Annotated in this window: 9 protein-coding genes and 1 pseudogene; 4 read left to right on the top strand and 6 right to left on the bottom strand. The window is 69.5% G+C overall.

Annotated elements, in window-relative coordinates:
- Window positions 1–17 precede the first annotated feature (17 nt).
- Together ABZY11_RS38565 and ABZY11_RS38560 are read right to left on the bottom strand one after the other, a co-directional pair.
- The gene (locus ABZY11_RS38565; protein ID WP_356483638.1) at window positions 18–1811 is read right to left on the bottom strand and encodes a nickel-dependent hydrogenase large subunit; all 1794 of its coding nucleotides are present in this window, start codon (window positions 1809–1811) and stop codon (window positions 18–20) included.
- A 45-nt stretch (window positions 1812–1856) separates the two neighbouring features.
- Window positions 1857–2912, bottom strand: a complete 1056-nt coding sequence (locus ABZY11_RS38560) for a hydrogenase expression protein HypE (RefSeq protein WP_356483637.1) — start codon at window positions 2910–2912, stop codon at window positions 1857–1859.
- A 258-nt stretch (window positions 2913–3170) separates the two neighbouring features.
- Here ABZY11_RS38560 and ABZY11_RS38555 point away from each other — a divergent pair, with 258 nt between their 5' ends.
- Window positions 3171–3500, top strand: a complete 330-nt coding sequence (locus tag ABZY11_RS38555; protein ID WP_356483636.1) for a hydrogenase maturation nickel metallochaperone HypA — start codon at window positions 3171–3173, stop codon at window positions 3498–3500.
- A 3-nt stretch (window positions 3501–3503) separates the two neighbouring features.
- Window positions 3504–4289 carry a hydrogenase nickel incorporation protein HypB gene (gene hypB / locus ABZY11_RS38550; protein WP_356483635.1) on the top strand — a complete coding sequence of 262 codons (786 nt, stop codon included), beginning with the start codon at window positions 3504–3506 and terminating at the stop codon, window positions 4287–4289.
- A 22-nt stretch (window positions 4290–4311) separates the two neighbouring features.
- Here the strand turns inward: hypB and ABZY11_RS38545 are convergent, their stop codons facing one another.
- Together ABZY11_RS38545 and ABZY11_RS38540 are read right to left on the bottom strand one after the other, a co-directional pair.
- Window positions 4312–5997 (bottom strand): enoyl-CoA hydratase-related protein, encoded by a 1686-nt coding sequence (locus ABZY11_RS38545; protein ID WP_356483634.1) that lies wholly within the window; start codon window positions 5995–5997, stop codon window positions 4312–4314.
- Window positions 5998–6455: 458 nt separating this feature from the next.
- Complete coding sequence (locus tag ABZY11_RS38540) at window positions 6456–7256, bottom strand: GPP34 family phosphoprotein (RefSeq protein WP_356483633.1); 801 nt, start codon at window positions 7254–7256, stop codon at window positions 6456–6458.
- A 376-nt stretch (window positions 7257–7632) separates the two neighbouring features.
- On the opposite strand from ABZY11_RS38540, the gene ABZY11_RS38535 reads away from it, so the two are divergent.
- Window positions 7633–9249, top strand: a complete 1617-nt coding sequence (locus tag ABZY11_RS38535; RefSeq protein WP_356483632.1) for a phosphodiester glycosidase family protein — start codon at window positions 7633–7635, stop codon at window positions 9247–9249.
- Between the two features lie 55 nt (window positions 9250–9304).
- On the top strand, window positions 9305–10333 hold the full coding sequence (locus tag ABZY11_RS38530; protein ID WP_356483631.1) for an alpha/beta hydrolase family protein: 1029 nt from the start codon (window positions 9305–9307) through the stop codon (window positions 10331–10333).
- Window positions 10334–10714: 381 nt separating this feature from the next.
- Here ABZY11_RS38530 and ABZY11_RS38525 read toward each other — a convergent pair whose 3' ends face one another.
- Both ABZY11_RS38525 and ABZY11_RS38520 read right to left on the bottom strand, forming a co-directional pair.
- Window positions 10715–11173, bottom strand: coding sequence for a CBS domain-containing protein (locus ABZY11_RS38525; protein ID WP_356483639.1), 459 nt, complete (start codon window positions 11171–11173; stop codon window positions 10715–10717).
- A gap of 263 nt (window positions 11174–11436) precedes the next feature.
- A pseudogene (locus ABZY11_RS38520) lies at window positions 11437–11713 on the bottom strand (2,3-diaminopropionate biosynthesis protein SbnA); the annotation flags it as partial.

The raw sequence follows: 11713 nt of genomic DNA, 5'->3' as shown, positions 1-11713 counted from the left end.
GGACTCCTCCCACGCCATCACTCACTGCCCGCGGACTGGGTGGGGGAGTGCAGGAGTTCCAGCTTCTTGCCCTCGCCGAGATACATGTGCACACCGCAGGGCAGACAGGGGTCGAAGCTGCGCACCGTGCGCATGATGTCGATGCCCTTGAAGTGCTCCCGGTCGTTCTCCTCGAAGATCGGCTGGCCCTGCACGGCGTCCTCGTAGGGGCCGGGCGTGCCGTATGTGTCGCGGGGGCTGGCGTTCCACGGAGTCGGCGGGTACGGGTGGTAGTTGGCGATCTTGCCGTCCCGGATCACCATGTGGTGGGAGAGGACACCGCGGACCGCCTCGGTGAACCCGCAGCCCACGCTCTCCTCGGGCACCTCGAACTTCTCCCAGGTCTTGGTGTTCCCGGAGCGGATCTCCACGAGCGCCTGCTCCGCGAAGTGAAGCGCGCAGGCGGCCGCGTAGGCCTGGAAGTAGCTGCGCGCCCGGTTGCGCTCGATGGTGTTGCTCCACTTCGGGACGTGCCACTCCAGCTCCACCGGCCCCTTGAGGGCGGTTTTGGGGAGGTTGATCTTGACACTGTGGCCGGTGGCCTGGATGTAGCCGATGTCGACCAGACCGGCCAGCGCGGTGGTCCACAGCCGCGCGAGCGGGCCGCCGCCCGTGTCGAGCGCCAGGTAGTCCTTGCCGTCGAACCACCGCGGCGACATGACCCAGCTGTACTTGTCGTCCAGGTCCCGCTTCTGTGGCTGCGGGTTGGTGTGCTGGTTCCATGGGTGGCGCCGGTCGACCGGATTGCCGAGCGGGTCGTGGGAGACGAAGGTCTCCTGCTCGTCCCAGTCGTTGTAGTACGACGAACCGAGCAGGATCCGGATGCCGAGGTTGATCTCCACCAGGTCGGTGGTGACCAGCTTCCCGTCGACGACGACACCGGGGGTGACGTACATCTTCCGGCCCCAGTCGGTCATGTCCTTGTACTCGAAGTTGCAGTGCTCCGGGTCCTGGAAGGAGCCCCAGCAGCCCAGCAGGATGCGCCGGTTGCCGACCTGTTCGTACCCCGGCAGGGCTTCGTAGAAGAAGTCGAAGAGATCGTCGTGCATCGGCACGACCTTCTTCATGAACTCGACGTACCGCTGGAGGCGGGTGATGTAGTCCGTCATCAGCTGGATGGTCGCCACGGTGCCGACCCCGCCGGGATAGAGCGTGGAGGGATGGACGTGCCGGCCCTCCATCAGGCAGAACATCTCCCGGGTCATCCGGCTGACCTGGAGCGCCTCGCGGTAGAACTCGCCGGTGAACGGGTTCAGCGATCGCATGATGTCGCCGATCGTCTTGTATCCGTGCGCGTCGGCGTGCGGGGAGGGGGTGCGGTTGGCCTGTTCCAGCACCCCGGGGTTGGTCTCCGCGACCATCTTCTCGCAGTAGTCGACCCCGACCAGGTTCTCCTGGAAGATGTTGTGGTCGAACATGTACTCCGCGGCCTCGCCGAGATTCACGATCCATTCCCCGAGGTGCGGCGGCTTCACCCCGTACGCCATGTTCTGCGTGTAACAGGAACATGTGGCGTGGTTGTCACCACAGATTCCGCAGATGCGACTCGTGATGAAGTGCGCGTCCCGCGGGTCCTTTCCCTTCATGAAGACCGAATAGCCCCGGAAGATGGAGCTGGTGCTGTGACACTCGGCGACCACCTTCTGTTTGAAGTCGATCTTCGTGTAGATACCCAGGCTGCCGACGATCCGGGTAATGGGGTCCCACGCCATCTCGACCAGGTCGTTCTTTCCCTGGCCGCCTCCGGCACCTTTGTGCTGCGTCGCGGTCATTGGCCGCCTCTTCTTTCTGTCCGTTGTGGTGATGTACGCGGTCACTCACCAGGTGCGTTTGGCGCCGGTCGTGAGTTTCCCGCCGGGCTTACGCCATTTCGGTTCGCGGTCCAGGGTGTGGGTGGTGAGGTGGCGCAGCCGCCGCATCGTCGACCCGTACAGCCCGACCGCGTTGGTCGAGAGCTTTCCTCCGGGGGGCTCGTCCATGAACGGCATGAACTTGTCCGGGAACCCGGGCATGGTGCAGCCGATGCAGATGCCACCGACGTTGGGGCAGCCGCCGATGCCGTTCATCCAGCCGCGCTTGGGCACGTTGCACTTGACCGCGGGGCCCCAGCAGCCCAGCTTGACGATGCACTTCGGCGAGCCGTACTCGGTCGCGAAGTCGGCCTGCTCGTAGTACCCGGCTCGGTCGCAGCCCTCGTGGACCGTCGACCCGAACAGCCACGTCGGCCGCAGCGCGTCGTCGAGCGGGATCATCGGGGCCTGGTCGGTGGCCATGTAGAGCAGGTAGGTGAGCGTCTCCGAGAGGTTGTCCGGCTGGATCGGGCACCCGGGGACGCACACGATCGGGATTCCGTCCCTGGACTTCCAGTCCCAGCCCAGGTAGTCGGGAACACCCATTGCGCCGGTCGGGTTGCCCGCCATGGCGTGGATGCCGCCGTACGTCGCGCAGGTGCCGACCGCGACGACCGCGGTCGCCTTCGGAGCCAGCCGGTCGAGCCACTCGCTGGTCGTAATCGGCTGGCCGGTGGTGGGATCGCTGCCGAACCCGCACCAGTAACCCTCGTCGTGCAGCCGCTCGTTCGGAATGGATCCCTCGACCACCAGAACGAACGGTTCCAGTTCTCCGCGATCGGCCTTGAAGAACCATTCGAGAAAATCATCGGCGCCGCCGTTCGGACCGCATTCGAAATCGATGAGCGGCCAGTGGACGGCGACCTGCGGAAGTCCGGGCAGGGCGCCGAGCGCGATCTCCTCGATGCTCGGCTGCGTGGCGGCGGTCAGGGAGACGGAATCGCCGTCACAGCTCAGTCCTGCGTTGATCCAAAGGACGTGGATCAGTGTGTCCTCCGCCTTTACCGCTTCCTCTGTCGGCATGGCAGTGTCGCCTTTCAGGATGACGGCCTACCGGCCATCGGCCCCCACGGGTGGGTACGCGCACATTGCTACCATCACGCCTCGATTCGCGGGCACCGGCAACAGGGGAATTCGCCGCCCCGGCTCGTCACCGGGGCCGAATGACGGCATGTGGTGGCCCGCTCGGGTGATCCGGGCGGGGGAGCGGTCCCGTCGGACGGCGCCGCGGTCCTCCCGTGGCCCTACGGTCGGAGCCACCCGCGGAAGGACGAGGCACCGGTGCATGAGCTGGCCATCACACAGAGCGTCGTCGACTCGGTGTGCGAACGCGCCGGGGGGCTTCCGGTCCGTTCGGTCCGCGTCCGCGTCGGCGTGCTCACGGCCGTGGTGCCCGACTCGATGCGGTTCTGCTTCGGCCTGGTCACGGAGGGAACGGTCGCCGAGGGCGCACAGTTGGAGATCGACCAGCCGCCCGGCGCCGGCCGCTGCCGCACCTGTGGCGCCGAATTCACCCTGACCGACCTGATTCTGCTGTGTCCCTGCGGCAGCGCGGATGTGGAGATCACATCGGGACAGGAACTGCAGATCGTCTCCATGAAAGTGGGCTGAACCATGTGCGGTACCTGTGGCTGTGCCGAGGAGTCCGGCGGGACCAGGATCGTGATGCTGCGGGAGGACGATGCGCCGGACCACGGACATCGGCATCCGGACCCGCACCCTCATCCGCACGGGTGTCGTCAGCCGAGTGGAGTCGGTGAGACCGTCACCATCGAGCAGAAGGTACTCGCCAAGAACGACCTGCTCGCGGAGCGCAACCGGACGTGGATGACCGACCGCGGCGTCGTGGCGGTGAACGTGATGAGCTCGCCGGGCGCAGGCAAGACCACCCTGTTGGAACGCGCCGTCACCGACCTCGGCGGCCGCCGGCCGGTGGCCGTCATCGAGGGCGATCAGGAGACGAGGCTCGACGCCGACCGGATCAGGCGTACGGGCTGCGCCGTGGTGCAGGTGAACACGGGGGCGGGGTGCCACCTCGACGCGGAGATGATGCGGGACGCCCTTACGGTGCTGTCCCCGGCCGAGGGATCGCTGCTCATGGTGGAGAACGTGGGGAACCTGGTGTGCCCCGCCCTGTTCGACCTGGGGGAGCGCAGCAAGGCCGTGATCATCTCGGTCACCGAGGGCACGGACAAGCCGCTGAAGTACCCCTACATGTTCGCCGCTGCCGACCTGATCCTGATCAACAAGTCCGATCTGCTGCCCTATGTCGACTTCGACGTCGAGCAGTGCGCGCAGCACGCGCGCTCGGTGAACCCGGACGTGCGCGTGCTGACGGTCTCCGCGACCACCGGCGAGGGCCTGGCCCACTGGCACGACTGGCTGGCGGAGCAGCGGTAGCCGCTCCGCCGCCGCACCGCGGTCAGTCCCCGGGGAACGGGGGCTGCGGGACCGCGGTGCCGGACGCGGGGCGCTCCTTGCGGACGAAGGCCCGGCGCAGCCCGTGGTACGGGTGGTGCGGGTCCGTGAAGATGCGGTGCATGCGGACGAGTTCGGCCTCCCGATAGGGGGCCAGGTCGACCCGGTCCCGCTCCTCCTTCTTCGCGTGGATCCGGGACTGCGTAGCGGGCAGGGCGGCCAGGCGGGTCGCCAGGGCGCCGACTTCCGAGTCGAACGACCGGGGGGCGCACGGGATCACCCTGTCGATCAGCCCGAGCCGGTGGGCCGCGGTGGAGCTGACCGGCAGGGCGTCCCGCATGAGCCGGTCGGCCGCCGCCGCACCCACCCGTCGCGGCAGCGTGTACGTCCAGTACTCCGATCCGTACAGCCCCATCAGGCGGTAGTGCGGATTGAATACCGCGCCCGCCCTGCACCACACCTCGTCGGCGGCGAGGGCCAGCATCACCCCGCCCGCCGCGGCGTTCCCGGCCAGCGCGGCGACGACGAGCCGGTCCGTGGTGGTCAGCACCGCCTCCACCAGGTCGTCCATGGCATTGATGTTGGCCCAGGACTCGGCGCCGGGATCGGCCGCTGCCTCGATCACGCTGAGGTGGATGCCGTTGGAGAAGAAGTCCCGGCCGCCGCCGACGACCAGCACCGAGGTGGGCCGGGAGCAGGCGAACCGGTAGGCGCGCAGCAGGCGTTGGCACTGCGCCGTGCTCATCGCGCCGCTACGGAACGAGAACGACAGGAAGCCGGTCCCGGCCTCCTCCCGGTAGCCGATCTCGGACCAGGTGTCGTCGGCCCCGGTCCGGTGCATCGGAGCCGGCCGCTCGGGCACGGCGGACAGCCGCCCGGCCAGCGCCGAGGTGGCGGGGAGCTTGAAGGTGGCCGGGCCACCCGGCGCCCGCCGTGGCCGCAGCTCTGGGATCCACACCGCGCCGTCGGTGGTCGCCCGGCAGATCGCGCCGTCCCGGGTGGCCACCACATCACCCGGACGCCCGCCCAGCCGGGACTCGGGATACCCGCCGTGCAGGAACCACTCGCCGCCCAGCAACTCGTCGAGCACACCGGGCTGGGAGTCCGCCGCCCTGAGTTTACGGACCACCGCCGCGGTGGAGTCCGACTGCCAGTCGATGCGACGCAGCGACTGGCGGAACAGGGGGCGGCAGCCTTCGCCGACGTCGGAGGCCTGCGGCGCCGGAGTGTACGTCCCCGACGCGAAGCGTCCGACCGCCAGAAGCACCGCCTCCACGGCGGCATCCGAGATCTCGTTGCGGTACAGGTCGCTCTTGCCCACCGGGGGCAGCGGACAGGCCACGGACGCCCAGACGTCGCCCGCGTCCATCTCCGCGTTCGCCTGAAGTACGGTGACGCCCCAGCGGTCCGCTCCCTCGTGGACGGCCCAGTCCAGGGAGGAGGGCCCGCGGTCGCCGACCGGCCCCGGATGGACGACGAGACAGGTGTGGACCGACCAGACGTCCCTCGGGATCGCGGTCTTCAGGTACGGCGCCACAACGAGGTCCGGGCACTCCCGGCGGACGGCTTCCCGGACCGGGTCTTCCGCGTGCGTGAGCTGCACGGCAACGGAATGCCCGTGGTCCCGCAGCTCCGCCTGGACACGTTGGGTAAGGCTGTTGAAGGCGCTTGCGACAAGCAGGATGTGCACGGCGATCTCCTGGTGGCTGCGGTCCGTCCTGATCGAGCGTGAGCGTGGACTCCCGCTCGGCGGAACTCACTCGGCGGGAACATGCCGGGAATTCACTCGAAGCGCACACAGCGGGCGGGGAGCCGACGCACAACTTCGCTCGCCGCATTCACCGCGCCGGGCAGGACCGCCGTCCTGCTCGTGCGCCACGAGCAGTTGGCACCGCTGGCCTTTGTCCGGCAGAGGCCAAGCGGCTTCACGAGTGTCGCGCACACCACCGAGCCGGCAGAGGTGCCGTTCGGGCATGGGGACGACCAGTGGCTGCCGCCCAGTGAGCTGCCCGGCCGGAATGCCCCGCTCGCTGTGTGACGCCCCTGGCGTCCGTGCCGGGTTCGCACCGGCGCCCGGGCGTATTCGACCGCCGCGGTGCGATGGGCCCCGGGCTCGGTCAAGAGCCGTACGGCTCCCGGCTGTCGGAGTCACCAGCCGGCGTGCCCGCCGCCGTGGTGGCCGGTGCCGCCTGCGCCACCCTCGGACCAACTGCCCGAGTCCAGGTCGTGGCCGAGACCGTGGCCACCGGTGGTGAAGTCGGCGTAGAGGTCACTGAGCTCGCCGAGGAGTTGGCGGGTGAGGACGTCGGCGCCGGTGGTCAGCGCCGCAGCGAGTTCCTCGTCGGCGACCGGCGCCGCTCCGGCGGTTGCGGGGGCGAGACGGTGCGTTGCGGCGAGGGCGGCCATACGGCGGCGGTCGTTGATGCCGCGCAGACCAGGATAGGCGGCAGGGGCGAGGCGCGCGGTCTGGACGAGCACGGCGAGGGTGAGGTCGCGGTCGGCGGTGGACCTTGCGGAGCCGGTGCGGCCCACGCTGTCGAGGCGGGTCAGCAGCGCCCGGCGGCGCGGCAGGTCCACGGAGAGAATGTCGCGGCGGGTACGGCCGCTGGAATCGCGCCACCGACGGACACGGACCGCCTTCTGGTCCTGCAGCCGGGAGAGGTACTCGACGGTCAGGGAGCGCGGTGTCCGGCGCAGCCAGTCCCTGAGGTCGGGCGGGGGAGCAGCCGCGCCGAGAGTGTGCAGGACATTGCTCAGGCGGCGGTCCTCGACGGGCCGGGTGTCCAACACCTTGATCCGCCGGCGCCCGACGGCGATCCGTCCGGCCAGGATCAGATCCGCCAACTCCGAGGTCCGCAGGGCGAACCGGAGCCGGTCCTCGCCCCGTATCCGTATGCGCCGTCTGCCCGGGACTATCGCGAGCAGGAGCAGTTCATCCCCCGTGGTCATACATGCAAGGTTAGGTGCGGTGGTCCGCGGAGGGGAGCACTCCGCACTCCGCGGACCTATCGTGCCGGCTTCCCCCGCCGGCCTTGCCGTGCGCCCACCGAGCCCGGGAAGGACAAGGATTCCCAGCGTGCCGGAGTGCCCACTTCTGGGAGGCAGGCCGCGTCGTCGAACTGCCGCCCTCCGGGCGACGACGGCGGTTTGACGACACGACCCGGCCCGGACGCACAGGTCCTTCTGTCAGGACCTGAATGGGCCGTCACGGCCTGCCGGCATGGTTGAACTGCCCCGAGAAGGCGAGGAGATGGACGTGCACACGTCTTGACTGGTGGCCGCTGCCGCAGGCACCGTTGCTGGGCCGTTCTTTCCAAGGGGGCACGTGAACAGCAAATTGCTCGGTGCGTGTACGGGTCTGGCTCTCTTCGCCCTGGTGGGCGCCTTGCCGGCGCCCGCCTCCTCCGAGCCGCGGCCGGGGCCGACGCGTGCCCTGCCGCTGGGCGCCGTCGGCTTGACCGAGACCCGCAGCACGCGGACGTTGCAGCCTGGTGTCACCCTCACGCGGATCGTGCGCGGTGCCGACGCCCCGGCGCTTGCGTGGACGGTCGAGGTCTCGATACCCGGCGGCGTCACCTCGCCGGACCCCGACGCGCCGCCGACGGCGCTGAAGGACCGGGCGAGCGCCGACGAGCTGGCTGCCGACTTGCAGGAGGACGGCTTTGACGCCCGGGTCGAGGAGGTCACGACTCCGGCGGTCGCCGACTACGCCGGTGGAACGCTCGGATGGCGGGTCCGGGTCGGGCGGTTCGACTCGCAGTCCATCGGGACGGCGGAGCGCACCCGGCTGAGAGGGTCCGGGTACGCAGGGTCCGTCGTGTACACCGGCTGGGACGGGAACCCGGCGGACCGTGGCCCGTGGCGGATCGACGTGCTCACCATCGACCCGGACCGGTTCCGCGGCGGGCTCAAGGCATCGTACGGGTCCGATCTGGAGAACCGCGAGAAGACCAGCGAGCTGGCAGCCGCAGCCGGCGCGACCGCGGCGGTCAACGGCGGGTTCTTCGTCCTCGACCCGAGCGCCGGAGCACCGGGCGATCCGGCCGGCGTCGGCGTCTACGACGGCAGGCTGCTGAGCGAGCCGGTGAACGGGCGCCCCGGCCTGGTGGTGCGCGACTCCGGCCGGCACAGCGCGGTCGCCCGGCTCACCTGGGAGGGACGGGCCGTCGGCCGGGACGCGTCGCAACCTCTGGACGGCGTCGACCGCGTACCGGGCTTGATCAGGAACTGCGGCGGTACCGCCGACGACACTCCGACCTCGCGGCCCCTGCACGACGTGACCTGCACCGACCGCGACGAACTCGTGGCGATCACGCCGGACTACGGACGGCGGACGCCACAGGGAGAGGGCCTGGAGGCCGTACTGGACGCCCGCGGGCGGGTCCTCGAACTCCGCTCACCGCGCGGCGGATCGCTGCCGGCCGGCGGCAGCTCCGTGCAGGCGACCGGCACGCGCGTCGCCGAGCTGGCCACCCTGGCGCAGGTCGGCCGACCCCTGCGCATCGAGGGGATGTTGCGGGACGGCAGCGGTCACAAGGTCTCTCCATCACCGGCGACCAGCATCTTCAATGGCGGCCCGGAACTGGTCCGCGACGGGCGGCTGCACGTCACGCCTGCCACCGACGGAATGGTGCAGCCCGGCAACGCGAGCTTCTACTACGGCTGGGTGCACAAGCGCAACCCACGCACGCTGGCCGGGGTGGACGCCGCCGGCAGGACCGTGTTCGTCACCGCCGACGGACGCGGCACGGATGCGCTCGGGCTGAGCATCCCCGAGAGCGCCGCCGTCGCCAGGACACTCGGCCTGCGCGACGCGGTCAATCTCGACGGCGGCGGGTCGACCACGATGGTGGTCGACGGAGAAGTGATCAACAACCCGTCCGACGCGGCCGGTGAACGCCCTGTCGGGGATGCACTGCTGATCCTGCCGGACCGGGGCTGACCCGGTCCGGTCCGAGAACACCGGAGCCAGCGACCACCGACCACCGGGAGCCGCCATGACCGCCGTCCCGATCCACCGATCCCGCCTCCTGCTCGTCCTTGCCGCACTGCTGCTCGCCGTCGCATCGACCCCGCCGGCGCTCGCCGTCGCGTCGACAATGTCACCTGCCCGGGAGGCGGGCGGGTCGGGGGGGCCGGCCCGGGGTGCCGAGGTCGTCGCGGTCACCCAGGTCGCCGACCGCCAGGTCGACTTGTCGGTCCGCTCACCGGCCCTCGGCGGCCGGACGGTGAACGTACGACTGCTCACGCCCGATGGCTGGGACCCGGGCGACCGGAGCCGGCACTGGCCGACGCTCTGGCTGCTGCACGGCTGCTGCGGGGACTACACGTCGTGGACCGCTCGGACCGACATCGCGCGGACCGACAGCCTGCGCGATGTCCTCGTGGTCATGCCGGAGGCCGGCTGGAACGGCTGGTACAGCGACTGGTGGAACTACGGCCGGGGCGGTGACCCGGCGTGGGAGACCTTCCACACCAAGGAACTGCGCCTGCTCCTTGAGCACGGCTGGGGGGCGAGCACGAACCGCGTCGTGGCGGGACTCTCGATGGGTGGGCAGGGCGCCCTGCTGTATGCCGCCCGGCACCCCGGGATGTTCAAGGCGGCCGCGGCGTACTCCGGTTCCGTGCACCCGTTGCTCAACGACGAGTCGACGAACCGCATCATGGGGTTCTTCGCCGGCCAGGGCAACGACCCGCTGAGGGTCTGGGGCGACCCGGTCGCGCAACGTGATGTCTGGGCGGCCCACGACCCGTTCCACCTGGCCGAGCGCCTCACGCCGATCCCCGTCTACCTGTCGTGCGGTGACGGCACCACCGGCCCCTTGGACCCGCCGGGCAGCGCAAGCGCGCTGGAGGCGGACTTCAACAGGCAGAACCAAGCCCTTGCGAGCGAACTCGAACGCAAGGGCGCGAAGTATGTGACCACCAACTTCTACGGACCGGGGACCCACGGCTGGCCGTACTGGCAGCGTGAGCTGCACTCCTCGATACCGATGCTGCTCCAGGCCCTGAGGGCCGACGGCTGAACGGCCGCGTGCCGAGATCACCCGCCATGGCATCCCCGCTGTGCCATGCCCGACCGCGTCTGGGACGCGCACGGGCGCAGCCGGGACGGACATGCCCGACCGGCTTGTGCGATGAGTCGTCGTGCCGTCATTGACCGTTCTGCACGACCGCGCCAAGAGGGGTGAAAAGCCCCGGAACCGGCGGTTGGTGTCGTCATCCGAGGCAAGGCCGATCTCGGCCGAGATCGTACGGTGGTCGACCACCGAGTCGATCTGATTCATGGCGAGACGCACGTGAACCCACCGAGTCCATTCGTCACACCGACATGGTGAGGCTCGCTTGCCCCGCCAGACAGGCACAGATCACAACCTGGCCCGGCTCCTGTGGGGTTCGGCGAGACCTCAGTCCGTGGACCGGCTGGACGTCCCGGCACTCGCGTATACGCGGCTCGCGAACTCGGCGATCTGTTCGTCGCTCAGATTCTTCGCAAGATTCGCCTCCGTGATCATGCCGACCAGCCGGTGGCCGCCCTGGACGTCGATCACCGGCAGCCGCTTGATCTGGTGTTCCTCCATGGTCGTCAGGACATCGCCGGCGTCCGCTTCGGCATCGATCCAGTGCACCTTGGCCTTGAGTGATCCGGCCTGCACGGTTGCCGGGTCGATACCCTCGGCGCAGCATTTGACGACGATGTCACGGTCGGTGATCAAGCCTGTGAGCTTGTTGTTGTCGCCGCAGATGGGTAGGCAGCCGACGTTCAGATCGCGCATCATCTTCGCCACGTCGAACAGCGACTGGTGCGCACCGACGCACTGCACGCCGCCGGACATGATGTCTCGCGCTCGCAGTGTCTCAACCATGATTTCCTCCCGTTCCGACAGAGTTGCCTCCCCCGCCATCGATCACAACACGAATGGCTCAACACCGCTCCTCGGAAGCGTCAGCGATACAGGGATCCCGAGCGTCGCGCCCGACCGGATCGGACCCGAGCGGCCGAGGCGGACATCGGGAAGGGCCTTGTCGGCGCTGCCGGCTCCTCGGACGCAGCGCCCGGGGCTCACGAACCCGGAGCTGGTGAGGATTGCCAATGCGGCTGCCGGTCCGCAGGGTCCGGCCGACGCCCCTACCGTGTCGCCGGCGGTGGGGCGGCTACCCAGGAATCGGCGGTCTCCTTGCCGGAATCGAGCACGTCCTCACCGTAGAGATCCTGCAGCCAGTTGGTCTGGTAGATGGTGTCGAGGTAGCGCTCGCCGAGGTCCGGGCCGACGGCCACTGCGGTGAGTTCGCGCGTGTCATGCCGGGCCAACCAGTCCGTTGCGCCGCTGATTACCGTGCCGGTTGAGCCGCCGAACAGGAATCCGCGCCTGGCCAGACGATGGCAGGCACGTATGGTGTCCGCC

Source organism: Streptomyces sp. NPDC006510 (assembly GCF_040611955.1).
In the GTDB taxonomy this organism is placed as follows: Bacteria; Actinomycetota; Actinomycetes; order Streptomycetales; family Streptomycetaceae; genus Streptomyces.
The sequence above is the reverse complement of the archived record's forward strand: the minus strand, read 5'-3'. Positions and strand labels throughout refer to the sequence as shown.